This is a genomic window from Candidatus Francisella endociliophora (assembly GCF_000764555.1).
Classification (GTDB): domain Bacteria; phylum Pseudomonadota; class Gammaproteobacteria; order Francisellales; family Francisellaceae; genus Francisella; species Francisella endociliophora.
Window position 1 is genome coordinate 952,544 of record NZ_CP009574.1, and the last position, 25,382, is coordinate 977,925.

The window sequence follows — 25,382 nt, forward strand, 5'->3', positions numbered from 1 at the left end:
AATTTATTTTTTCCTTTTTCTGTTAATTTATTTAAGATAGTTATAAACAGTAGCCCTACTAATACCCAAAGAACTAGCAATATATTTACTTGCATTTTTACCATCTAATGCACCATTTTCTTTAAGTTTTAAAATTAAATCTTTTTTTTGATTACGGGTTAGATTATCTATAGATATTGTATTAGCAATACAATACTCTTTTACAAAGTTATTTATCTTTTCATATAATGTATCTCTAAACATATTCTGCTTTTGCTCAGACATTTGAGTATCATTATTGGTTAAAAAAGAGTTTAAAATATTTTGGTATTTATCAAAAACAGAAATATCTAAGTTTATACACAACGTTCCAATAACTTTGCTGTCATTACTTTTGATAACAGTAATAATACATTTCATCTTTCGGCCATCATAGTTCAACTTTTCATAAGGCCCTATTACATTTGGAAAACCTCCAGCATAAGTTTTAAAGTCAATATGATCTAAATACGATGAATCTCCAACTTCTCTTTTAGAAATAGGGTTAAATATTGCTTCTATCTGATTTTTAGCTAGATCATGAATTACCACTTCAGCAAATGGATATAACAATTTGCTTATGGCTTCCGCTACCCCAATATATACTTCTAATTCTGCTTTCATTTATTTATCTATTTTAATTTTTATACATTTTAGTCTACTTTAGACAAACATGTCAATAAAATATTCATATTCTCTGGCAAACTTTACTTTTATGTACAAAAACTATAACTTTGAATATCAGATATAAGTTTTGTAAAAATAAAAATGTTAAAAAAACTAGTAGTTATCCAAATACTCTTTTTATGTCTATGTTCTCTTTCTTTCACCAAAGATGGCTACTTTCCTGAAGATAGGCCAGCCATTGAGAGCTTGGAACTTCTGCCTCCTCCCCCTGAAATGAAAATAGACAATAGTAACTTTAAGCTAGATATAGATATTTCTACAGCATATATAAACGATATAGACTTTATAACAGGTAAAAAAATTGCTCCAGAAATTAAAAATCAGGCCGAAGCAGATAGAGTCAAAACTCCAGAATATATCGTAAGTAGTTTCATAAAGCCTATTGACGATATTCCTGAAAATATAAAAAATGAAATCGTAAAACAAACAGTCAATATTATAGAAAAAGTAAGTGAAGATGCTCGTAATGCAACAAATAGCGCTAAGGACTTTTATAATAGGAAAAGACCATGTGAATATCTAAATAAAAAAATACCTGAAGCTATAAAAAAATGTTCTAAAAAAGACTTAAAAACAGGCTCATATCCATCCGGTCATGCAACAAGAGGTATGATAGCAGCTTATACTCTGATAGAAATACTCCCAGATGAATATAGAAAGCAACTATTTTTAAGAGGAGTTGAGTTTGGAGACAGCAGAGTTATATTAGGTGTGCATTGGCAAAGCGATGTTGATGCCTCTAGAAGATTAGCTTTAGCAGTATTCAAAAAATTAAGAGAGAATAAACAATTTCAACTAGATATTAAAAAAGCAAAGGGAAAACTCTCAACATTAAATTGATAAACTTATTTTTTATTTGATCTTTAACACATATCTAAACAGTACTTTACTTCTTCCCTACATCTTATTCCAATTAAATGATTGATTACTGTCTTCGTAGGTAAGTGCTATTTCTTCATAATTAAGGTAACACCTCCTTACCATCCCATGCAAAACATTTACCACTGTCGTCTACTTTTAAATCATTTAGTACGTCAATTAACTTACTAGCTGAATACTCAGGTGTAAAAAGCTTTCCTTGAGGTACTCTTGCTTGAAAAGGTTCTGATAAATGACTATCGACAGTTCCTGGATGTACCCCAACTATTACAGTGTTTGGATTTACACGCTTAGTTTCAATACTTACCGTTTTGATAAACATATTTAAAGCAGCCTTTGAAGCTCTATAAGCATACCAACCGCCAAGTTTATTATCAGAAATACTACCAACTCGTGCAGAGACGGCTGCAAATACAGATTTAGTATCTTTAGATAACTTGGGTATAAAATGCTTTGCTACTAAAGCTGGAAAAATTGTATTTGCCTTAAAAAGTTCAATAAATTTATCAGCGGATAGCTCTTTTAGAGCTTTCTCAGGTTTTATCTCGGAAGTATGTAGTATACCAGTGGCTACAAAAACTAGACTAATAGCTCCTGATTTTTCATAAACATCTTTTGCAGCTTTCTCGATTGTTGACTCATCAAAGTAATCAATGTATTGATAAACCACATCATCTATAAAATTAGTTACTTTGGTGCGTGAAAAAGCATATATATGCACATCTGGGTACAAATACCTTAATCTTTTAGTTACAGAATGTCCTATAGAACCAGAAGCTCCAATAACAACTAGATTACTACTCATAAAACTCTCCCAAATAAAAGTTTAGTATTCTAAGTATACAAATAAACTTATGGATTTTTTACACAGATAAATATTAAGAAAGTTTAATGAAAAGAATCTAATCTGCAATTAAGTCATATTCAGTAGATTCAGTAATTTCAACATTCGCAAATTCACCTACTTTTAACCCTCTCTCTGCTGCATCACCTACAATAACTTGTCCATCTACTTCTGGTGCATCATATCTTGTACGCCCAATAGCATAGTTTTCGTCAGGATTTATTGAATCAATTATGATCTGTTGCTCTGTACCAACAAAACCTTCAAGCTTATTAGCACTTATTTGAGCTTGTAATCCCATAAATTCATCTAATCTCTGTTGCTTAATCTCTTCAGAAATTAAATTATCAAATTGATTAGCCTTTGCTCCCTCTACTTCAGAGTACTTAAAACAACCTACTCTATCTAGTTGAGCTTTTTCAGCAAAGTCTAATAAGTGCTCAAAATCAGCTTCTGTCTCACCTGGGAAACCAACTATAAATGTACTACGAATAGTTATATCTGGACAAATATCTCTCCACTTGTTGATTCTATCAAGAGTCTTTTGAGTATGAGCTGGTCGTTTCATTCTTTTTAAAACTTCTGGTGATGAGTGTTGTAAAGGTACATCTAAATAAGGAAGTATCTTTCCTTGAGCCATAAGCGGTACAATCTTATCAACATGTGGATACGGATATACATAATGCATTCTTGTCCACATATCTAAATCGCCAAGAGCTGTAGCAAGGTCTAAAATATTACTCTGATATTCCTTATCATTCCATATTCCAGGCTTATATTTAATATCAACACCATAAGCAGATGTGTCTTGCGATATTACAAGTAACTCTTTGACACCAGCATTTTTAAGTTTTTCAGCTTCTTTCATGATATTGTCTATAGAACGACTTTTTAATTTACCACGAATATCTGGAATAATACAAAAAGTACAAGTATTATTACACCCTTCTGATATCTTTAAATATGAGTAATGCCTTGGTGTAAGCTTAATACCTTGAGGTGGTACTAACGAAACAAAATCATTTGCAAATATAGGTGCATGTGTATGTACAGCTTCGATAAGATTTTCATAATCCTGTGGGCCAGTAATACTTAAAACTTGAGGATGCTTTTCTTTAATCATCTCAGCTTTATTACCAAGACACCCTGTTACTAAGACTTTACCATTTTCAGCAATTGCTTCACCAATCACTTCTAAAGACTCATCAATAGCAGAATTTAAAAATCCACATGTGTTAACGATAACCATATCAGCATTATCATAGTTATCTACCAAGTCATAACCTTCTGCTTTTAACTTAGTTATTATACGCTCAGAATCAACAAGATTTTTTGGACAGCCAAGACTAACAAAGCCAATTTTAGGAATTTTAATCATATTAATGTTTTGAAAAATAAATTTATATGACTATTTTAGAACAATTCTAAAGAAAAAAATAGATAAAGAAAATTACATCTCACTCGCGACATCTGACGAAGAACTATCTTCATCACACTTAACACCAAAGTCAAGATCAGTTCTTCTGTCCAAATAGTAAGCTTTCTCAGATGCTTTATATGAGCAAGAGTCATTTACGCCATCAGCACAGAACTCATCATAAAATTGTGTTGGCTCTGCTGCTGGCTTTAATTTACCATAACTTACTACACAAAGCTGGTCTTTATTAACATTCTTATCTAGTAGATAATTATAAACTGCCTCAGCACGCTTCTGACCTAGATTAAAGTTATATTTCTCACTTCCTCTAGGGTCAGTATTACCAGATAACTTAATAGGTTGATCTGGGTGAGCAATCAAATAGTCAGCTGTTTGATCAAGACATTGCTTAGCATCATCTGTGATATTATCACTATCAAAACCAAAGTATACTGATCTGCAATTAATATTCATAAGTTCTTCTTTCATTTTAGCAACTTCATCAGAGCTCATATTATCAGAGCCAAATATCTGAGATGACATTTCTAAAGCTTGAGAGCTATCCACTCCAGCATACTTATCTTTGATCAAATCACTATTATCAGGTCTAGTGCTAGAGCAGCTTGATAACATAAGCATAGAGCCTACTACTGCTAATCCTACGATACTTTTTTTCATTTTAATCTCCTATATTAATCGACATTATCAAAATTTGAAACAACATAATTACCACCATTATCTGCATAGCCTGTATCACTAGCTCCATAATTATCTGCAGATTCTAAAGTACTAATAAAACCAGGACCACTTGTTTCATCAAGAGATGATCCATCAAGACTTCCATTTGCATTTGACTGTAGAGGAGGGCCTTTATACCAAGCACAACTTGTTAGAATTATACTAGTAAAAATTACAATATAAATTTTTAAAGTAGTTCTCATTTAAAGCCCCTTAAAAGTTCTTAGGCGACCAGCTTGGTGATTGAATAAGTGTACTTCCATCATTTGCTGTTTCGACATTAAAATGATTATCTGAATCTAATGATACCATATCTAGAGAGCTATAGCCTCTAGAGTTTGTAGATATATAAGCTATCATATCTCCATATGGCGAAACAGTAGGTGAACTATCTGATTTACCCTTTGTTAAAGTGGTTATGTTTCCACTAGCTAAATTAAAGTCAGCAATCTGAATACCACTTGAGCGCGATCTCTGGTACATAAAGACAACATCCTTACCATCTGGAGTATAATTTGGCTCATACCCTTGATATATTTTGCTACTTAATCTTGATGATTGAGGGTATTTAGAACTCACAGGTGCTACATATATATTTGGCCTACCACCTCTATCTGAGGTAAATATTATACTCTTACCATTAGGAGAAAATCTTGGCGCTGTATTTATACCGTTTATAGTTATTCTTTTAAGCGATCTTGTAACTAAATTCATTATATAAACATTAGTTTGGTCTGAATAACCTTTTGATAAAGCTAATGCAATTGAGTTACCATCTGGAGAGAATGATGGCGCACTATTAATACCCTTATAATTAGTAATACGCGTAACTTTCCCAGTGCTAATCTCTAATTTATAAACACCCATACTTCCACCACTATAGCTAGAATATACAATATATCTACCATCTTTTGACCATGATGGTGTAGCTATTGGATTATCTGTTTGTCTAAGTACAGCATGCTTATTAAAGCCATCATAATCAGATATAACAAGCTCATAAATTCTACCATATCTAGCATATGGGTTACTCACTTTCACATAAGCAAGTTTTGTTAAGAAAAAGCCCTTATCCCCCGTAATTTTCTCATAAACATAATTAGAAATTTTATGCGCTAAAGTTCGCATAAGTGATACATTTATATTTCTATACGTAATTGACTGAATATAACTTGTATTATTTCTCTTTAAGATCTGTACTTCAACAGTATAATTATTATGAGAATTCTTAGTAAACTTAGTTAAAACAACATAATCAGCTTTTAACTTTGTCCAAGGCACATCCTGCTTTTGTTTGATCTCATACTTGATAGTATCATTACCATGTAACTTTGCATTATGGTTTAAATCAGAAACTATTACAGAGTTAATATCCTGAGGAAACTGATCTATAACGTTATTACTCATTACAGAAACAAGAGGCTTTTGAATTACCCCTGTAGTAACCCTAGCAACTAGCTCTGCCTGTAAGCTAGACTGTAGAAAAACAAAAACAAAAAAACTCGTAACAATTTTTCTCATCATAACCCTCTTCTAAACTCCTATTTTGACTCAAACTCAAAGCTTAAGTTTTCTCTTTGTATTGTTTGTTTTGCAATTGTGTTTGATATATTTGGCGGTTGAGTATTTTTAACAGCATCAATCAATGACTGATCACACCTATAACTACCCGATGTTCCCGTTAACTTAATAAATCTACCATTTTGTGTAACCGCTCTTGGTAAATTATATATTCCTCGACATGAATCTTTAATCCAATTGGCACCAACTCTACTCTGGTATTCAGATATATAGCTAGAAATTGCAGATTGAGCTTGGCTCTGTTCAACTTGTTTTCTAGCTGCTGCTTGAGCCTCAGCTTTTGCTTTTGCCAACCTTTCTTGACGAGCTTTTTGTTCTGCTTCTTCTCTTGCTTTACGTTCTTGCTCTTTCTTGCGCTTAGCAGCTTCTTGAGCTTTTTTCTTTTCTTCTTCTTTTGCCTTACGCTCAGCTTCTAATTTCTCTTGCTTTTCCTGTTCAGCTTTACGCTCTTGAGCTTGCTGTTTTCTCTTCTCTTCTAGTACTGCTTTACGTTTAGCTTCAAGTTTAGCCTTACGTTCTGCTTCAGCTTTTTCCTTCATCTTTTGCTGATGTCTTTTAAGAGCTTGTTGTCTCGCCTCTTTAACATCTTGCCTAGCTTCTTTAACATCTGCTTGGGCTTGCTTGAGCTGTTTTTGATGATCTTCATAAGCAGAGAGCTGTTTACTTAATTCACTACTGCTTATAGATGTAGCTTGAATTACTTGTATCTTCTTAGGTGAATTTGAAACTTGTGCGTGTAAGGTAGCTTGACTAGACTCAAACCTGAGCATACTAACTAATGATAATATATACAATATAACTACTATACCAACATGGACCAGTATAGCCTTAGCTGTATATGGGTTTTGATCTATTTGTTTTTTACAATATTGTAATATTTTATGATAATTAAGATTTGCCATCTTCTGTGACTAACCCCACTTTATCAACCCCAGCTCTTTGAATAAGAGCCATTGCTTTTACAACTTCACCATAGCTTGCGCTACTATCACCTCTGACATATACAGGCTTACCAGGACTCTGCTTTGACAAATTAACAACTGCATTTGCAAGAGCCCCTGAACTTAAGGCTTGCTTAGGATCACTAACACCCTGATTTACAAAATATTCACCCTGCTTATTAACAGTCACAACAATAGGTTTACTATCATTAGATGGTATCTTTTCTGATTGAGCTTTTGGTAAATCCACTTTTACACCTTGAGTTAGAATTGGTGTAGTGATCATAAATATCACTAAAAGCACAAGCATAACATCAATGTAAGGAACTACATTGATTTCTACCATAGGTCTTTTTTTTCTAAAGAATCTTTTATTTCTTTTTTTCATATTAAAAGACTTTCCTAAAGGCTTTCTTGATTTTGATACTGTGTTTCATCCCTATACGCTTCTTTCAAAAGCAAGATACATAGGTCATCCTGGAATGACTCATAACTAGATAGAACATCATCAACCTGATTTGACAATCTGCTATGTCCTATAACAGCTGGAATAGCTACAAAAAGACCTAAAGCAGTTGCAATCAAAGCCTCTGCAATATGTGGTGCTACTACTGAAATAGTAGCTTGCTCCACACCACCTAAAGTGTTAAATGAAGACATGATTCCCCAAACGGTACCAACCAAACCAATATACGGCGCTACAGCACCTATAGTACCTAAAGCAGGAAGTTTTTTATCTAGCTCTTTTGCTTCTTGAGAGATAGCTATACTAACAGTTCTTTCCATACCCTCAAGGATGGTATCACCCTTTAAAACACCAGTCTCTTTTAGTCCATTAAACTCTCGTAAAGCCGAACAAAATATTATAGATTTCCCAAAGATATTCTCCTTATGCTGTAAGTAATAATCATATAATTTTTGAATGTGATGCCCCGCCCAAAAAAGCTTATCAAACTGTGCTTGCTCATTACGATACTTCTTAACACGATTATTTACTTCAAACATAATAGCCCATGAATATATCGACATAGCAACCAAAGCCAACATTATAAGTTGAACTATAAAGTTTGCATGCCATATCAGTTGCACTAAAGAAATAGAGTTATCCATGATTAATCCTAAAAGCTTACTATTTGCTTATTTTTTTACACATACTGCCATCATTATACGAAAACTAAAGAAATTTATAAACTATTTAATGCATCTAAATTAGATATAAATCTGCTATTATTACAGTAGTACTATTAACTATTTTTAGAGGTGTAAATAAATGAAAAAGTTAGCTTTACTAATATTGGCTGTATTTATAACAGCATTAATATCATGTACAAACTCTCAAGGAGATTCTTTTGGATATGTAGCTCCACCACCATCAGAACAGGATCTTGATTCAAATGAGGCAGGACCGTTACAACAACCTGGTGGTGTAGCTGCAGAGATAGAAGCAGAACAAGGAAACCCTAGCCATGATGATGCATTTACAATTAGAGAATAAGGCTTAATCTCTAATCTGCATCAATTATTTGCTTCCCATCAACACTTGATTTTTCATTTAAATCATTGTTTTTTATTTTCTGTTTATATTTATAATGAGATATTGGCCCTGATAATGCATATCCCATCATTATTAAATAAAGTAGCTTTTCAGGCATTGTGAATAACATAAGAATAATCAAAATAAAACAGATAACATATAATTTACTTATATTCCCATGACCATCACTATCTTTAAAACTTCTAAATTTAATATCACTTACCATCATAAATGCTAGATACAAAGCAGTAAAGATAGTTAATGAAACAGTTATAAAAGCATAATCTCCTATAAAAGTCTTTTGTCCAAGCCAAATAAGACCTGATATTGTTACAGCACCTGCTGGACAAGGCATACCATAGAAATATAATCTACGCTCTATAATACATTCTTCATTAATATCTTTAGATGGCATAGTATCAAACTTTGCCAATCTTAGAGCCACTGCTAATAAGTATAAAAAAGAAATTGCTGCCCCTAAAGGACCAATATGATGTAAGCTCCAAAAGTACATAACTAAAGCAGGGGTTGCTCCAAAAGAAACCACATCTGCTAAGCTATCTAAAGCAGCACCAAACTCTGTTTGAGTATGCGTATATCTAGCTACTCTACCATCAAATGCATCTGCAAATCCTGCCAAAAGCATATATACAGCACATGATACAAATCTACCTTGAAAAGCTGATATAATTGCTAAAAAAGCAAATAACAAGCTAGCACTTGTAAATAAGCTAGGCAATATATACTTAGATTTTTTCATATCTATATTTTCTAATAACCACATAAAAAAAATACCTTTTATTATTTTAGTAAATCAGGTCTTAAGACTTTTGCACCATGCAAGTAAACATGGTTAATATCCCTTTGGCTCTTATGAGTATTATATGTCAACATAACTCTTATGCAAAGCTCTAAAGCATCTTCACACATCATTTGCTGACAGTCTATCAACGGCACATTTATTAAGCCTAGCTCTCTAGCAGCTACTGCTGGAAAACCCGAGCTAATATCAGTAGTAGCTGTAAATATAACATTTACAATATCATCTATTTCTACTGAGTTTTGATTCAAAATTTCTTGAAGCAACTCTATTGTTGCGCTAACAACATTTGCTTTAGTATCCTCAGCAATAGTTGTTGCTCCTCTTATTGATCTTTGCATAAACAAACCTATTTCTGACTAAATTTCTGTTTTAAAAGTCTTGGTAATGGAAAGTATACTTCTTCTTTTATACCATCAAATTCTTCTACATCAACCTCAGTCTCACAAACATCTGTTATTTTAGAAATTATTTGTTGAACAAGATACTCAGGTGCAGAAGCTCCTGCACTTACTCCACAAATACTCTTATTAACAAACCATGTTTTATCTATATCAGCAGGATTATCGACAAGATATGACTCTATTCCCTCTAGAGTAGCCAGTTCTCTTAACCTATTTGAATTTGAGCTATTTTGAGAGCCTACTACAACCAAAACATCAATATAATTAAGCATAGATTTTATTGCCGCTTGGCGATTTTGTGTCGCGTAACAAATATCTTCTTTTTTAGGACCTTTAATATTAGGGTACTTATCTTTTAGCGCTTGAATTATACCCTGAGTCTCATCAACAGATAGAGTTGTTTGCGTTGCATAATGGACATTTTCAGGATCATTTATTTCAAGTTTCTCCACATCATCTTCGCTCTCAACCAAGTATATAGAGCCTTTTTCACTACGATATTGTCCCATTGTGCCCTGAACTTCAGGGTGCCCCTTATGGCCAACAAGAATACATTCAGCATCATTATTACTAGCTAGCCTAACTCCTCTATGAACCTTTGTTACAAGAGGACATGTTGCATCGTAAAGAACCAGATTCTTTTTATCTGCCATTTCCTCAACTTTTAAAGAAACCCCATGAGCACTAAATATGCATACTGCATTATTCGGTACTTCATCAATTTCCTTAACAAAAGTAACTCCTTTTTTCTTAAGAGAATCTACTACTACTTTATTGTGAACAACCTCATGACGGACATATACTGGAGATGTTTCAACCTCTAAAACTTTTTCTACAGTTTCTACAGCTCTGCTAACACCGGCACAAAAGCCTCTAGGGTTAGCTAACAATATCTTCATTTAATTTACCTTCTTCATCTGCGATATCTAAAATCTTTGCTTCAAAAACTATTATTTGGCCTGATAAAGGATGATTAAAATCAACTGTCACATCATTTTCACCAATCTCTGTAACCAAACCAGGAAGCTTTGAACCATCTTTTTGGCTAAATGACACTATCAAACCCTCTTCAAGATCCATATTTTTTGGGAATCTATACTTCGGTACTGAATATATACTGGCAGGATGCTTTTCACCAAAAGCTTCTTCTGGCATTAATACAACTCTCTTACTTGTACCGATGGTTGCCCCTATTAGTTCATTCTCAACCTTATCTGTAAAACAACCTTGACCCATCTGAAATATAAAAGGCCTATTATAATTCTCAGTATCTTCAGCAATCGACCCATCTTTAAGTCTAAATTTAAAATGCATCTTTACAAAACTATCTGACGCGATTTCCATACTTATTTATCATCTTTATAATTTGTACCCAAAGATACCATATTTGAATATTTTAATCATCCCTTGTTTAGAGCTGTTACAAATCATATCTAAATACCACTATTCACATTGGTAAGTTTGTAGTAGAATTACCATAAAATTATAAGTTTTAAAATAATCTTATGAAACATCTATTACGTACTGCTTTCCTACTTTTATTAGTAGTTTTAATAACTGGCTGTGAAACGCTTAGCTCGGACACAAGTGATGAAAAAGAAAATAGTAAAGATAAAAAAGATGCTCCCCTATCTTTCCCCACTCTCGAACCCTGCACAACAAAACTTCTTGAGGAAAGTAAATCTTTTATCTGTATAAAAGAGCAAGCAGGCGCTGACTTAATAGAAACCAATGTAAAATTTGACTCTGATAGCTTTACGTTAAACAATCAAGCAAAAGAAGTCCTTGATAAGTTATTTGCCTATCTTAAGCTAAGTGGAACAACAAGATTCACGGTCAAAGGCTATGCAGGTAAGGTAGATTCTAAACTTATTTCTGACAAAGACTTATTAACTGAGCACAATATTCGATTATCAAAGAATAGAGCCATTAGTGTTAGAGAGTATTTAGTAAACAAAGGACTTGAATCTGAAGATAATGACATTACTGTTAAAGCTCTAGGTTACCAAGATCCACTAGTCCCAAATGATTCAAATGCAAATAGAGCAATTAATCAAAGAGTCGAAATAACTATTCAAAGCAAAATGCTTGAACAAATAGATAATATAGAACATAACATAAAGCATGTAAGACCTGCTGATTATACTAAATTCTTTGCGAACGTCTATCTCCTAAGCAATAACCAGTTAGAAGACACTGCTAGAATATATGATTCTAGAGAAAAAAGACCTGTTTTAGGAGTGAATTTCAAATTCTTTGTAAACAAAGAATACATCAAAAAAGAAAAAGGTGACTTCAAATTCCGAATAATTACAGATCCTAAGCCAATCTCGATCTTTAATGGAGATAAAAAAGTCTATAAGTTAGGAGATGCTAAGTATGATTATGTATTCAAAGGCATCACAGCAATGACTATTACAAACTTATCACGAGAAGCTGCTGTAGGAGACTATGTAATCCCAAATGATCTTGTTGATAAAAAACTACCTGAAGAAACCTTTAAAATGAAAAGTAAAATAACAGCAAATGTTTTAGAAGATGTGATGAACACAAATTCATTTTCATCAACTTACAACAGCGTATTACTAAACAAAGGCTCTGCTGATGGGTTAAAAATTGGTGCTGAGATGCTTTTATACGAACCAGAATCACGATCTGATGGTTATCCAGTTCCTCCTCGCTATGTTGGATATGGCTTTGTATACAGAGAGTCTGACCATTATTCAGTAGCTATGATTGTAAATTCTCTACAAGAAATCACCAGCGATACAATGGCAACAACTATTTTATAATGCTTACAAATACTAAGAGCTCTATAATCCTATCTCACACGCCCTACTTTGGCAATTCACGATTTTCTACTGCTATTAATAATGGCATTGAGCTTGAGGAAATCATACAATTTCCTGATAAGCATATAAAAACTCTTAAACTTCGCAAAGAGACTATCAGCTTCCTAAAAGAGGAAAAATATTCACAATACTTAGAAAAAGCAAATAGATGGATTAACAAACCACAAAATCATATAGTTACAATTTTAGATAAAAACTATCCGAAAAACCTTAGAGAACTGCCAGATGCTCCGTTCATAATATATTGCAGTGGTAACTTAACTCTTTTAGACTCTCCCCAACTCGCTATAGTTGGTGCTAGAAATTACTCGACATACGGTAAAAATGTAACTGATAAAATCTGTCATGATCTCTCTAAAAGTAAAATTACAGTAACAAGCGGGCTTGCTTATGGAATTGACACTTTAGCCCACAAGTTTGCCCTTGATAATAACCTTAATACGATAGCTGTAGTTGGAACTGGTGCAGATATTGTATATCCAAGCTCGAATAGAGATTTATATAGCAGAATTCTACAAAATAGTGGATTAATAGTTTCAGAATTTCCCTTAGGAACAGGGCCACTAAGACATAACTTTCCTCAACGCAATCGTATTATAAGTGGTTTAGCTAAAGGGGTAATAGTTGTTGAAGCTGCTCATAAAAGTGGTTCGCTTATTACAGCTCAATTAGCCCTAGAACAAAACAAAGAAGTTTTTGCAATCCCAGGAAGCATCTTTAGTAAAACCAGTGAAGGATGTAATGATTTAATAAAACAAGGGGCTAAACTTGTTAGTAATATAAATGATATTCTTGAAGAAATAAATATTGATTATCATAGTAACCCATCAGCTATCCAAGAAAATAATAAAAAATCACAAATAGCTCATCTTAGTCTACAAGAGCAGAGTATTTTGCAGATTGTAGCTAGTAATTTAACAACTTTAGATAAAATAATTATAGAATCTAAGCTTCCATATAACCAAGTAACAGAAATACTATTTGAACTAGAAATGAAATCTTTGATTGAATCAGTGCCTGGAGGCTATATTAATACTCAAAAATTTAATTAAAATTAAAAATAAAATAGACTTTTAAATCACATAAAACTACAATATAGCTTTTAGTAATCTTCTATATGCAAATGTTAAATAAAATAGAAGCTTTTTTTGACTTAAAAGCAAACAGCTCATCCATCAAGAAAGAATTTCTTGCGGGATTAGCTTCCTTTCTTGCCATTTCATACATTATTGTTGTTAATCCAAAAATTCTAGCTGCAGCTGGTATGCCTAACGATGCACTTGTTACAAGCACTATATTAGTTTCAGCTATTGGAACTATTATGATGGGATTGTTTGCTCGCAATCCATTTGTTATAGCTCCTGGCATGGGAATGAATATCTTCTTTTCTTATACTGCCGTTAAGATATATCACTTACCATGGCAAACAGTACTAGGAGCAACTTTCTGGTCTGGGATAATTTTCAGTTTATTAGTCATATTAAACATTCGTGTAAAAATAATGCTCAGTCTACCCATTGCAGTCAAACAATCTTTAGGTGCTGGTATAGGACTATTTGTAGCTTACGTTGGATTAATCAATGGGGGCCTAATTACAACAAATAGCGAAATGCTTTGCTTGGCTTCGATAAACGTTCACAATATTTTATTTTTAATATGTTTAATTACTTTACTAATCTTATTCATCAAAAAAACCCCTGCTCCGGTAATTATTGTTATAATAGCAGGTTGTGTCTTAGCAGCTTTTTTAAATACTCTAACAACTGAAAAAATCATTCATCTGCCTCCTACAATTTTAGAAAGGCCTGATTTCTCACTCTTAGGACAAATCAACTTTTTTGATGGATTAAAATTCAGTATATTACCAACTATTTTTACATTTTGCTTTCTTAGTTTATTTGATGGAACAGGATCAATCGCAAGTCTTTATAATGAGATGGATAAGCCTCAAAGATTAAATGATAAAAAACTCAAAAAAACATTCTTAGCTGATTCTATATCTGCGACTTTATCTGGGATAATTGGGTCTAGTCCAACAACAGTAACCGTAGAGTCAGGTGTAGGTATTGCTCAAGGTGGTAGAACAGGTTTAACAGCAGTATTCGCTGGACTTATGTTCTTACCTTTTCTATTTTTATCTCCTTTAATAAATGCGATACCAATAGAAGTAATATCTCCAGCATTAGTCCTAATTGGTGTAATCATGATGCAGCAAGTTGAAAGGGTTAACTGGAACAACTTTAGACATGCTACCCCTGCTTTTTTCACAATAATAATGATGATACTATCATCATCTATATCAACAGGAATTGCCACAGGAATTATCACTTGGTTTTTAATCTCACTTTTTTGCAACAGAAATGAACTAAACCTAACAGCAATAATTATCACTTTTTTCTGTTTTATAATGTTTTTTAATGCTGTAAATCTATTTTAATACTTTTATTATAAAGCATGATTCGAACATATAATCATTTACTAATTCTATGTAATTTTGCATAATTACACTAAGTTAGTTACCTCAACAATGTATAAAATTAGGAGAACTAGTTATGAAATTAAAAAAAATATTAACAATAGCGATCTCATCAGCAGTATTTGCCAGCTTACTAACATCTTGCGGACCAAATAAACAAGAACGAGCTCTTGAAGACCTTCAACAACAGCAACAAGAACTCAACCAGCAAGCTAAAGACAACCAACTTGAAGCAAGCAACTTAGCTACAGATGCTGAAAATCTTGATAAAGAATCTAAAGCTTCTAGCTCAAAAGCTGAATATGAAAAAGATCAAGCAAAAGTTCTAAATGCTAAAGCTGAACAAAATCTTTCAAAAGCTGCGAAACTAGATGCTCAAATTGAAAAAGCTAAGTCTGATGCAACATAATAAGACTGAGAATATTTATTTTTGTTAGTTCCAATGAGCTTCATATTCTTTTTTATTCCAACCGGTTCTAGCATAATCGCCATCTACAACCAAAGGTCTTTTAAAAAGTAAGGCATCAGTAACTAGAAGCTTAAATGCTTCCTCTTCTGATAAATTTGTAAACTTTTCTTTCAATCCCATTTCAGCAAATAGCTTTCCTTTTGAATTAAATAAATCTATAGTTTGAAAACCTCCCATTTCTTTAATCTTTTGCATTTCTTGCCAAGAAGGTTTCTCTTTTCTAAGATTCACATATTCTACTTGCTTGCCCTTCTCTTCAAAAAACTTAAGAGCATTCCTAACGCTTGTACAATTATTTATCCCAAATACTTTTATCATCTATTTTTTCCTATATTGTTTAGCCTAACTAAAAAAGAAACCTTTAATACCATCAAACATCATTTCAACTGCTAAGGCTGTTAAGAATAATCCCATTATTTTAGCAATTATATCCATAACATTATGCCCTAATACAGCTAAAATTCTTGGCAACTCTCTAAAAAACATCCAAAGCAAAAAGGTAACTACTATAACACACTCTGAAGCAACAAGCTTTGTTTCTGAAGTTGTAAAGTACACATGAACCTGTGAGATAGTAGCAACAAGTGATCCAGGTCCTGCAATTAACGGAATTGCAATTGGCACTATCGCTAGTTTCTTAGCATCTTGTTGAGCTTTTGAGCTTGGCATTTGAGGAATAATCCCAATTACTCTTAAACCAAAGAAAAGTACTATAATTCCCCCTCCAAACCTAAATGCATCAATATTTATTCCAAAAGCATTTAAAACACTAATACCTATCCAAGTTACAACTATAAGTGTTATTAAAACTGTAATAGCAACAGTCAGAGCAAAAGCATTTTGCTCTTTTTTGTTTAGCGAATCGACAGCATTCAAATATATTCCTGAAATTGAAAAAGGATTGATTATAGCCAATAGTGTTACTATAAATTTTAAAACTATTGTTAGATGCACACCTAAAATTATCATCTAATTTTCCATTTTTACCAAATTAGTACAAATGGTATTTATCTATAACTCAAATGTAAACCTTACTCAAAATATATTGTTCCTTTTTTATAAGTTTCTAAGATAATATCTAACTCTTCTTGTGTCAATTTATGAGACAAAGGTGGCAAACTATCCAAATCAAAAAAATCAACCTCATTTACTTCGAAATTAGGATTATTCTCTCCGCCGATAATCTCTGCTAAAAACACCAAACTATAAACATTATAAATTTCACTTTGAGTATAATTATTGCGATCCATAAGCGCTAAAAATTTGGTTACCTTGATATCATAACCTGTCTCTTCTTTGACTTCTTTTACACAAGTCTCAACTGGTGAAAGATCAATATCACACCAACCACCCGGAATAGTCCATTTATCAGGTGTATCAACATCCTGTGCCATCAAAAGTTTATTATCTTTAAAAATCACTACCCTCACTCCTGGTTGCGGAGTTGGATAGTACATTTCACGATAAATATCATAAGGTTGAACATCTGATTTTATATACTCATGCAGCATCTTAGAGCTTAGTTCTAACAGCTCGTGATAGTTATCTAGAGCATACTCACATTTTGAGTAAGTAATACCTGTATGTGAGATTGCTTGGACTTTTTTTATAAACTCAAAGATTTGATCTTTTTTCATTTTAAACTATTGTTAGGGTTTGAATTATCTTTCTTAGATAAACTACCCTTTTCTCGCTTAAATTTTTTCACAAAAATCAATAATATGCCACCAATGACAGCTATTGTAAGCACCACATAAAAGATCTTCATTATAAAAAATACTAATTCCTGCATAACTTATACCTTCTTAATTTCTGCTATTTTTTGCTTCCACAGTTTAGGCCCTTGCTGGTGAGCTGAGACACCTAAAGAATCAACCGCTACAGTCACAGGCATATCTTCAACTTCAAACTCATAGATAGCTTCCATACCAAGATCAGCAAATGCTACAACTTCTGCTTTTTTAATAGATTTAGAAATTAGATAAGCAGCACCACCAACACCCATTAGATATACAGCTTTATTTTTCTTAATTGAATCAATTGTTGCTTGCCCTCTTTCAGATTTACCAATCATACCTGCAACACCAGCTTTCTCTAGCATAAATGGTGTGAATTTATCCATACGAGTCGCAGTAGTCGGACCAGCAGGACCTACTACCTCATCACCAACAGGATCAACAGGACCAACATAGTAGATAAATCTATCTTTTAAGCTTACAGGGAATTCTTCACCTGCTTCATACATATCTTGTAAGCGCTTATGAGCAGCATCACGACCAGTCAAGATCTTACCGCTAATTAAAACATTATCACCTGATCTTAGAGATTGAATTTCTTCTTTTGTAATAGTGTCTATATTAATTCTTTTCACATCATCATTTTGACTTTGCTCAATTACAGGCCAGTCTTCTAATTTTGGAGCTGGTAAGTCTACCGCACCAGAACCATCAAGTGTAAAGTGCACATGACGTGTAGCAGCACAATTTGGAATTAGAGCCACAGGCTTACATGCAGCATGAGTTGGATATTCATTAATTTTTACATCAAGTACAGTTGTCAAGCCACCTAAACCTTGAGCGCCTATACCAAGAGCATTAACACGATTATAAATATCTAACCTTAATTGTTCAGTTTCATTTTGTGGTCCATTCTTGATAATATCTTGCATATCAATTTTCTCACCTAAAGACTCTTTTGCAAGAAGCATAGACTTCTCAGCAGTACCGCCAATACCAATACCAATAATACCAGGAGGACACCAACCAGCACCCATTGTCGGTAACATTTCTTCTACCCAATCAACAATACTATCACTCGGGTTTAGTACTTTAAATTTTGATTTAAACTCAGATCCGCCACCTTTTGCAGCGATATCAACTTCAATTTTATCACCATGCACCATATCAATATGTACAACTGCTGGAGTATTATCTTTGGTATTTTTTCTTGCTCCATGGGGTGGGAAAACCATAGATGCTCTTAATGGATTATGCTCATCAGCATATCCTCTTCTAACACCTTCATTTACAAGCTCTGTTATAGTTCTATCTGTATTATCAAGCTTAGCATCCATACCAACTTTAACAAAAGCACAAACCATACCAGTATCTTGACAAATTGGACGCTTGCCCATTGCTGACATTCTTGAGTTTATAAGTATTTGAGCCATTGCATCCTTAGCAGGCTTTGATTCTTCACGCTGATATGCCTCATACATCGCATCAACAAAATCTTTTGGATGATAATATGAAATATATTGAAGTGCTTCTGCAACACTATTGATAAAGTCTTCAGTCTTGATTATTGCCATTTAAGAATCCTTTTATTAGAAATATTAAAACTCGGCTTTAATTATAACAGCAATAGATTTTTTTTTAAGTTCATTTATAATGATGTGGTTAGTATTGTTCTATTTGGTTGAAATCTTAATACTTCCACGAAGAAAAGAAGCTCTTTCAGAAATCTTAAGTGAAGGATATTTTTGCATATAGTTAGCTAGATATTTATCTTCTTTATAAACATTAGATATAGGTTTGAATTTATCATCACCGTCATCACCATCCCCATGAATAAAATCATATTGGGTATTTATAACAAAGTCTTTCAATGTTTTTTCACAACTACCGCTACCAGAGATTGAATTTACTCTTGAGCTAAATTTGTTTATTAAATCGAGTAAGTCTAACATATCAGTCTTTCTACTAACTTTACGCCTTGATGACAAATCCATCAGACAAGGAATTTTCAAAGAATAATAAACAGAATTATTATCATCCTCATTAAGGTATTTAGGAGCCATAAAAATAGGTATATCTGATATTTGATAAATATCTATTAAAGCTCGTTCAAATGTATCAATAGGCGCTGATAAGTTATTAGCTATACCAAAACCTGGGAATATATTATGTCTTATAGAATATAGATGATACAACGTATCAAGAATATATGAATTAACACTCATTGACTCATCTATCAAAATATTAGAAAAGTTATATTTAAAAGAAATGCTATTACCTATACGACTAAAGAAAGGCCACATATAATCATAGAAGTAAAGTTTCAGTATAGATAAGTTTGCATTTTTGGCTTCATCAAACCAATCCTTAGTAAAAAAATACACATCTACAGTCCATTTACCTTTATCATCCGAGTTTTCTGATATAAGTTTAAATATATCCCATTGCCCGAACATATCTTTTGCTTTAGCGATATTTGGCGAAAAAGCTCTTTTTAAGCGATTAAAACTTCTGGTATCAGATATTTTTGGCAATAGATAAAGAGATCTGGCTCCAGCAGATATATTCCATGTCTGTGTAAACTCCTGATGGTTATAATCATGGGAAAATAAAGATCTCATAGAAAATAGACTACCTGGTACACAATTATCATAAGGAACTACTCCTCTTGAGTCTTCAAAGTATATTTCAATATTTTTATCTACAGGCAAACCTACTGGGATATTTGAGTATGAAAGCTCATTAACAATACTCGCAGGCAAACTAGTAGCACTTATTGGATGAAGTTCTCCTTTGAATGGTATATGTAACTCGCCATTTTTCACAATATCATCTCCAAAATGGTATGTTGTCTTAAAAAACTTACAACTTTCATTTGGAGCAATTTCGTCTATTACCTTAGCTAAGTCAGGGTTAACTTTAGATATCACACTTTGGGCCTCTTGCCATGAGACTAACTCTATATTTCTTTCACTCATATTTATTACATCACTGTTTAATAGATTTTATATGCCAAAAAGTAGCATATATTAAAATTAAGTCTAAAATCCTACCTATTATAGCCCACTCTAAGAATTAATATCCACCTTAAACTATTTAATGAAGCGATTAAAACTAACCAAATCAGCCTAACACATATATTAGAAAAACATCTACTACATCTTTTGCTGACTTAGTTTCTTTATGTCTGTATGCTTGATGTATTAAATTGCCTCTGCAACAGATCTTCAATCTCAATAATTGCAATTTAGAAATACTTTTATTACAAAACATTTAAACTTATTATCAATTATAAAAGCAATAGGATATTTTTTAATCTTGACCTATCGAACAAGGTTAACTTTTAGGATCTATTCTTACACACCCTCTAAGAAAAGAAGAAGACTCACCAAAAGATAAATAAGGATATTTCGAAAGACAGCTTCTTAGTTTACTATCATAGTTTGGCATCTCAGAAGTTGGCTGTAGCATACTATACTTATCTAGCTGATGAGTATGAAAGAAACTATACTGAGTCATTTTTGACCAATAATCAACAGCCTCATACTCTCCTTTCTTTAAATCACAATATGAACTAATTTGCTTTATAGTATTATGCAACTCGACCAGATCAACTACTTTACTTGCTTTTCTTGAACGTGGAGAAAAATCTACTAATGTAGGTAGGTATAAAGAATAGTAAGAAGGCACCTCTCCATTTATATCAAAATATTGAGCTCCAAAGAATATTGGAACATTTTCTAATCCATAAATCTCTAATAAAACTTCATTGAAGAAATCTAATGGCGCAGCTTGGCTATCAGCAGCTGAAAACCCTGGATGATAACCATATCCAATTGCATATAGATGATCAATTGTATCAATAATATATGGATTCGGCTTACTATTCTGTTCGGCAAGAATTGATGAAACATCAAACTTAAAAGAGATACTATCTCTTAAAAATGTTGTACTAGCCCATCCTTGGCGATAAAGAAACAACTTAAAAGATTCTAATGCCTTCTCATTTTTCTCACTGAACCACCCTTTTGAAAAAAACAAAACATCAACATACCACCTATCTCTATACTGGTATTTTGAGATTTTTTCAAAAACGTCTCTTTGTTCAAGTAGATTCTCTGGCTTTTTTGAATCCAGACTAAACTCTTTTTTTAATCTGTTATAACTTCTAGTATCAGATATTTTTGATAACAAATATAAAGATCTATTTCCTGCTGCTATGCTCCAACCTTTCTTAAACCTTTTATGAGGTGCTGACACACCAAATTGCAATCCACTCCATAGTGAAAAGATGTTTCCTGGATTATATATGGAGAAAGGAATATCATATTGCCCCTGTCTAAGGTATAGTTCCAATAATTTATTAAGAGGAAGTCCCATAGGAATATCTGTATAACCAAGCTCATCATTTACATAATTAGGTAGCTCTTTACTACCCAAAGGATAAAGCTTATCTCCATATGGAATATGAACCTTACCATTCTCAAGAATTAACTGAGAATATTCATATCTAACTTTTACAAACCCACAATCATCAGGTGGCGAAATATTTTTTATAGTTTCAGCTAAATCATTATTCACTTCAGAGATATGCGGTACGGCATCCTGCCACGATAATAGCTCCCAACTTTCTTTTGACATAAATAAGACTTAAAATTAATTCTTCATTACATAGCTAAATAATATCATATTTAACTTTTATACTTTTAGTTATTCTTAGAGTTAATAGCTCTAATCAAAGAAATAGTATTATATCCAATCACAATAACTAAAAGCCATTGCAACTGTTCTGTAGAGAGTATAGTAATAATATTAAATCCGATAAAAACACCTATAATACCAAAACAACCTACAATCAAAGCTTTCTTTAAGGGAATAGTATTATTCAATAGAAATGCAAAAGTTGTTACCGGTTGCTGAATAGCTCCAGCCGTAGTCATTATTGGGAATGCTACTATAGGTGACATCCCTAGCAGAAACAATACCGTTTGAACCAAGGCAAACAAACCCACCCCAAAGGAAACTAAAAATCCAGAGACAAACATTCCGATAAAGCCTATCCAAAGCTTCCACCCTTTCAGCGCCAAAAGATCTCCTCCTATAGGCAGAATATGCATCAATTTACCTATTAACAAGCAAATAACTAAAATAAAAGTAAAAACCATAATAAGTCTAATAATAGAAGTACTTATTCTAGATGCGAACATACCTCCTGCAAAGCCCCCAACTGTAGCTCCTAAAACCAATATAATAAGAGTAATAGGATCAACGTGTAAAGCTCCTAAAAAAAATACTGCCTCAATAGCTCCTGGTATAATCTGAGCACCATTAACAAAACCTGGTAATTCTGCATCTTTAACAAGTTTAAAAGTTCTAGCTATTGCAATATTAACAGCAAAGCTACCTACACCAATTGTATCTGCAATAAAAGCGACAATCCCAGAGAATGCTAATTTTACTTTCTGAGAAAATGAATCTATTGGGTATGAATCATCACCCCTAAATAATTTATATAGCATATAAGCCATACATACAGCAGACAGAAGTATAACAAGAGCAATTACTAGAAAATACATTTAAACTACAATTAAAGGCAAATTTTGGAAGATACAAATACTAATCTTTTTCTTATAAATCCTCAATAGCTAAATAATATTTAATAACAAAACATATATAAAACTACTAATGCAAAAAAATGTAAACCCCAGTATTACGCCATTTATAACATAATCAGCTCTTGTTTTAAGTTTATTATTTTTTGCGCTAAAGCTATAAAGTCTCTTTGCAAAAAATAAAGTCACAAGCAAAGTAATAACTATAGAAAAAATACTTATTATAAACATATATTAAACCTCGACATAACTCACCCTTTTATCAAACCATTTATTTACTAGCATTTTAGCTGCATCAGGATAATTATCCTCAATTAGTGTTGCTAGCTTAGCTACATCCTCATACTGATCATAGTATTCATTTATATCAAAAGTTTTAAAGCTAGAAATCCCTGACTGTTCTTTACCTAACACATCTCCTGCACCACGTATTTCAAGATCTTTTTCTGCCAGATAAAATCCATCTTGAGATTCTCTGACTAAAGACAATCTTTTCTTTCCTACTTCACTGATCTTATCACTATATAACAATATACAGTAACTTTCTTTAGAGCCTCTACCGACTCTACCACGAAGCTGATGTAGCTGTGAAATACCTAACCTTTCAGCATTATCTATTATCATTATACTGGCATTTGGCACATCAACACCGACTTCTATAACTGTTGTAGCAACAAGCACATCATACTTTCCACTTTTAAAAGCTTCCATCTCTTGGACTTTTTCTTTAGATTTCATACTTCCGTAAACAAGCCCAACTCTTTGCTCATCGAGATCTGCTTTTAACTCCTGATACAATGTCTTAACGTCTTGTAGAAAATCCATATTTTCAGACTCTTCAACTAATGGACAAACCCAATATATTTGCTCACCTCGAGAGACTGCTTCTTTTAACTTAGATATCAAGTTCCTTTTTTTAGCTCTATTTAAAACAGTTGTTAAAATAGGTTTACGATTAGGAGGTAATTCATCAAGTATTGATAACTTTAAGTTTCCATACAAAGTCATTGCTAAAGTTCGAGGGATCGGTGTTGCAGAAATTATAAGCTGATGAGGTGCAAGTTTATTGCCTTTAGCTGATGCCTTATTTATCAGAGCCAAACGCTGCTCTACACCAAACCTATGTTGCTCATCAACTATAACCAACCCTAAATTATTATATTCAACTCGCTCTTGAAATATCGCATGAGTCCCAACAATTATGCAATTATCTAACCTACTAATCTTTTCAAGGCTTTCTCTTGTCTGTTTAGTAGTTAATTTTCCAAGCAATGGCACAACCTCAATACCAAGACCTTCGAGAAAATCTAATAAAAAACTATAATGCTGTTCAGCTAAAATCTCTGTAGGTGCCATAATAGCTGCTTGATACCCTAAACTAGTAGCAGCATATAATGCAGCTGTTGCAACAATTGTCTTACCTGCACCAACATCACCTTGCAAAAGCCGTATCATTGCCTGATCTTGTTCTAGGTCGTTAAAGATTTCACTAATTGTTCTTGATTGAGCATTAGTTAAACTATATGGCAATTTAGCATGGAATCTATCTTCTAGAGTTTTTGAAAGATGTATTATAGGCGCTTTAGATACTGAAACATCTTTACGAATACTTTCTTCTGCTAGGCGATAACCTACCATTTCTTCAAATTGAATCGACTTTTTGGCTTTTGCTAGTAGTTTTTTATCTATTGAATCTGTTAAAGCATGAACATAGTACAAAGCATCTCTAAAACTCATTAAACTAAACTGCCTCAGATATTCATTAGGAACTATATTGGCAACTTTTTTATCTTGTAAAAGCTTAGATATTATCGAGGTAATTATTCTATCAGGGATTTTCTTAAGTCTATAAATAGCTGATAAACCTTGTTTTAAACTACTATGACCATCTTTAACAATTGCACACTCTGGGTGAACCATTTGAGGGTTTAAAGACATCTCCACTTTACCATAGCATCTAACCATATCTGCATTTTCTAACATTGCTATTTGATTTGGGTAAAACTTAAATAAAACAACCGTGCAGAAACCTGTACCATCACTAACTACAAAACGTAAAAACTTTCTACCAAATTTCTTATAAGTGACATTACTAACTTTACCTTCTATTAAAGACTTTTTTTCTGAAACAAGATCTTTAATCAATGATATGTGACGAGTATCTTTATAATCTTTGGGGAATATAGTTAACAAGTCTTGCGGACTATCTAGATTATATTTTTCTAGAGCCTTTATAGTTGCCTCCCCAACACCCGCAAAATCAATAAATTCCATATCTTTTTAAACCACATAATTCTATTTAAAAGTTTATCATTTTAATCAACAAATACGCAATAATATTGCCAACCAGTGTCTTTATTGTTAAATTCTAAGC

Annotated in this window: 28 protein-coding genes; 6 read left to right on the forward strand and 22 right to left on the reverse strand. The window is 32.8% G+C overall.

What is annotated here, in order from left to right; translation table 11 throughout:
• Positions 1-27: 27 nt before the first annotated feature.
• Positions 28-642 (reverse strand): helix-turn-helix transcriptional regulator, encoded by a 615-nt coding sequence (locus QI37_RS04715; RefSeq protein ID WP_040009021.1) that lies wholly within the window; start codon positions 640-642, stop codon positions 28-30.
• Positions 643-786: 144 nt separating this feature from the next.
• Between QI37_RS04715 and QI37_RS09955 the strand changes: the two genes are divergently transcribed.
• Positions 787-1,545, forward strand: a complete 759-nt coding sequence (locus tag QI37_RS09955) for a phosphatase PAP2 family protein (RefSeq protein ID WP_052399155.1) — start codon at positions 787-789, stop codon at positions 1,543-1,545.
• A gap of 121 nt (positions 1,546-1,666) precedes the next feature.
• Here QI37_RS09955 and QI37_RS04725 read toward each other — a convergent pair whose 3' ends face one another.
• From QI37_RS04725 to tolQ, 8 genes are all read right to left on the reverse strand, one after another.
• A complete protein-coding gene (locus tag QI37_RS04725) occupies positions 1,667-2,389 on the reverse strand; it encodes an SDR family NAD(P)-dependent oxidoreductase (RefSeq protein ID WP_040009022.1) in 723 nt (240 codons plus the stop codon).
• Between the two features lie 97 nt (positions 2,390-2,486).
• Positions 2,487-3,806, reverse strand: coding sequence for a 30S ribosomal protein S12 methylthiotransferase RimO (gene rimO / locus QI37_RS04730; RefSeq protein ID WP_040009024.1), 1,320 nt, complete (start codon positions 3,804-3,806; stop codon positions 2,487-2,489).
• Positions 3,807-3,878: 72 nt separating this feature from the next.
• The gene (locus QI37_RS04735) at positions 3,879-4,523 is read right to left on the reverse strand and encodes an OmpA family protein (RefSeq protein WP_040009026.1); all 645 of its coding nucleotides are present in this window, start codon (positions 4,521-4,523) and stop codon (positions 3,879-3,881) included.
• 14 nt (positions 4,524-4,537) lie between these two features.
• On the reverse strand, positions 4,538-4,786 hold the full coding sequence (locus tag QI37_RS04740) for a hypothetical protein (protein WP_040009028.1): 249 nt from the start codon (positions 4,784-4,786) through the stop codon (positions 4,538-4,540).
• Between the two features lie 10 nt (positions 4,787-4,796).
• Positions 4,797-6,104: a PD40 domain-containing protein gene (locus QI37_RS04745; RefSeq protein ID WP_200883208.1), complete on the reverse strand. Its 1,308-nt coding sequence runs from the start codon at positions 6,102-6,104 to the stop codon at positions 4,797-4,799.
• Positions 6,105-6,124: 20 nt separating this feature from the next.
• The gene (gene tolA, locus QI37_RS04750; protein ID WP_040009032.1) at positions 6,125-7,066 is read right to left on the reverse strand and encodes a cell envelope integrity protein TolA; all 942 of its coding nucleotides are present in this window, start codon (positions 7,064-7,066) and stop codon (positions 6,125-6,127) included.
• Positions 7,053-7,493 (reverse strand): protein TolR, encoded by a 441-nt coding sequence (tolR, locus tag QI37_RS04755; protein ID WP_040009034.1) that lies wholly within the window; start codon positions 7,491-7,493, stop codon positions 7,053-7,055. Before tolR ends, tolA begins: the two co-directional genes overlap by 14 nt.
• A 14-nt stretch (positions 7,494-7,507) precedes the next feature.
• Positions 7,508-8,215, reverse strand: coding sequence for a protein TolQ (tolQ, locus tag QI37_RS04760; protein ID WP_040009036.1), 708 nt, complete (start codon positions 8,213-8,215; stop codon positions 7,508-7,510).
• Between the two features lie 160 nt (positions 8,216-8,375).
• On the opposite strand from tolQ, the gene QI37_RS04765 reads away from it, so the two are divergent.
• Positions 8,376-8,600 carry a hypothetical protein gene (locus QI37_RS04765; protein WP_040009039.1) on the forward strand — a complete coding sequence of 75 codons (225 nt, stop codon included), beginning with the start codon at positions 8,376-8,378 and terminating at the stop codon, positions 8,598-8,600.
• 10 nt (positions 8,601-8,610) lie between these two features.
• Here the strand turns inward: QI37_RS04765 and QI37_RS04770 are convergent, their stop codons facing one another.
• The 4 genes from QI37_RS04770 to fkpB are packed head-to-tail and all read right to left on the reverse strand — an operon-like array spanning position 8,611 to position 11,207.
• Positions 8,611-9,423, reverse strand: a complete 813-nt coding sequence (locus tag QI37_RS04770; RefSeq protein WP_040009040.1) for a CDP-alcohol phosphatidyltransferase family protein — start codon at positions 9,421-9,423, stop codon at positions 8,611-8,613.
• 17 nt (positions 9,424-9,440) lie between these two features.
• Positions 9,441-9,800, reverse strand: coding sequence for a chorismate mutase (gene aroH / locus QI37_RS04775; protein ID WP_040009041.1), 360 nt, complete (start codon positions 9,798-9,800; stop codon positions 9,441-9,443).
• 8 nt (positions 9,801-9,808) lie between these two features.
• Positions 9,809-10,762, reverse strand: coding sequence for a 4-hydroxy-3-methylbut-2-enyl diphosphate reductase (gene ispH, locus QI37_RS04780; RefSeq protein WP_040009042.1), 954 nt, complete (start codon positions 10,760-10,762; stop codon positions 9,809-9,811).
• A complete protein-coding gene (fkpB, locus tag QI37_RS04785; RefSeq protein ID WP_040009045.1) occupies positions 10,743-11,207 on the reverse strand; it encodes an FKBP-type peptidyl-prolyl cis-trans isomerase in 465 nt (154 codons plus the stop codon). Before fkpB ends, ispH begins: the two co-directional genes overlap by 20 nt.
• Positions 11,208-11,368: 161 nt before the next feature.
• Between fkpB and QI37_RS04790 the strand changes: the two genes are divergently transcribed.
• From QI37_RS04790 to QI37_RS04805, 4 genes are all read left to right on the forward strand, one after another.
• A complete protein-coding gene (locus QI37_RS04790; RefSeq protein WP_040009048.1) occupies positions 11,369-12,655 on the forward strand; it encodes an OmpA family protein in 1,287 nt (428 codons plus the stop codon).
• Positions 12,655-13,767, forward strand: a complete 1,113-nt coding sequence (gene dprA / locus QI37_RS04795; RefSeq protein ID WP_040009050.1) for a DNA-processing protein DprA — start codon at positions 12,655-12,657, stop codon at positions 13,765-13,767. Before QI37_RS04790 ends, dprA begins: the two co-directional genes overlap by 1 nt.
• A gap of 71 nt (positions 13,768-13,838) precedes the next feature.
• Positions 13,839-15,152 (forward strand): NCS2 family permease, encoded by a 1,314-nt coding sequence (locus QI37_RS04800; RefSeq protein ID WP_040010708.1) that lies wholly within the window; start codon positions 13,839-13,841, stop codon positions 15,150-15,152.
• 115 nt (positions 15,153-15,267) lie between these two features.
• A complete protein-coding gene (locus tag QI37_RS04805) occupies positions 15,268-15,600 on the forward strand; it encodes a hypothetical protein (RefSeq protein ID WP_040009053.1) in 333 nt (110 codons plus the stop codon).
• A gap of 24 nt (positions 15,601-15,624) precedes the next feature.
• Here QI37_RS04805 and QI37_RS04810 read toward each other — a convergent pair whose 3' ends face one another.
• The 9 genes from QI37_RS04810 to QI37_RS04850 all read right to left on the reverse strand — a co-directional run bounded on the left by QI37_RS04810 (position 15,625) and on the right by QI37_RS04850 (position 25,282).
• Entirely contained in the window at positions 15,625-15,978 is a 354-nt protein-coding gene (locus QI37_RS04810; RefSeq protein ID WP_040009055.1) for an arsenate reductase family protein, read from the reverse strand.
• Positions 15,979-16,002: 24 nt separating this feature from the next.
• Positions 16,003-16,629, reverse strand: a complete 627-nt coding sequence (locus tag QI37_RS04815; RefSeq protein ID WP_235261404.1) for a MarC family protein — start codon at positions 16,627-16,629, stop codon at positions 16,003-16,005.
• A gap of 62 nt (positions 16,630-16,691) precedes the next feature.
• Positions 16,692-17,297 carry an NUDIX hydrolase gene (locus QI37_RS04820; RefSeq protein ID WP_040009057.1) on the reverse strand — a complete coding sequence of 202 codons (606 nt, stop codon included), beginning with the start codon at positions 17,295-17,297 and terminating at the stop codon, positions 16,692-16,694.
• Positions 17,294-17,452: a hypothetical protein gene (locus tag QI37_RS10305; protein WP_200883205.1), complete on the reverse strand. Its 159-nt coding sequence runs from the start codon at positions 17,450-17,452 to the stop codon at positions 17,294-17,296. The genes QI37_RS04820 and QI37_RS10305 overlap by 4 nt, the downstream gene beginning before the upstream one ends.
• 3 nt (positions 17,453-17,455) lie before the next feature.
• Positions 17,456-18,970: a fumarate hydratase gene (locus tag QI37_RS04825; protein ID WP_040009060.1), complete on the reverse strand. Its 1,515-nt coding sequence runs from the start codon at positions 18,968-18,970 to the stop codon at positions 17,456-17,458.
• A gap of 99 nt (positions 18,971-19,069) precedes the next feature.
• Positions 19,070-20,374 (reverse strand): hypothetical protein, encoded by a 1,305-nt coding sequence (locus QI37_RS04830; protein WP_040009063.1) that lies wholly within the window; start codon positions 20,372-20,374, stop codon positions 19,070-19,072.
• A gap of 358 nt (positions 20,375-20,732) precedes the next feature.
• Positions 20,733-22,037 carry a hypothetical protein gene (locus tag QI37_RS04835; protein WP_040009066.1) on the reverse strand — a complete coding sequence of 435 codons (1,305 nt, stop codon included), beginning with the start codon at positions 22,035-22,037 and terminating at the stop codon, positions 20,733-20,735.
• Positions 22,038-22,102: 65 nt separating this feature from the next.
• Complete coding sequence (locus QI37_RS04840) at positions 22,103-22,972, reverse strand: sulfite exporter TauE/SafE family protein (protein ID WP_040009069.1); 870 nt, start codon at positions 22,970-22,972, stop codon at positions 22,103-22,105.
• Between the two features lie 270 nt (positions 22,973-23,242).
• Positions 23,243-25,282, reverse strand: coding sequence for an ATP-dependent DNA helicase RecG (locus QI37_RS04850; protein WP_040009075.1), 2,040 nt, complete (start codon positions 25,280-25,282; stop codon positions 23,243-23,245).
• Positions 25,283-25,382 lie beyond the last annotated feature (100 nt).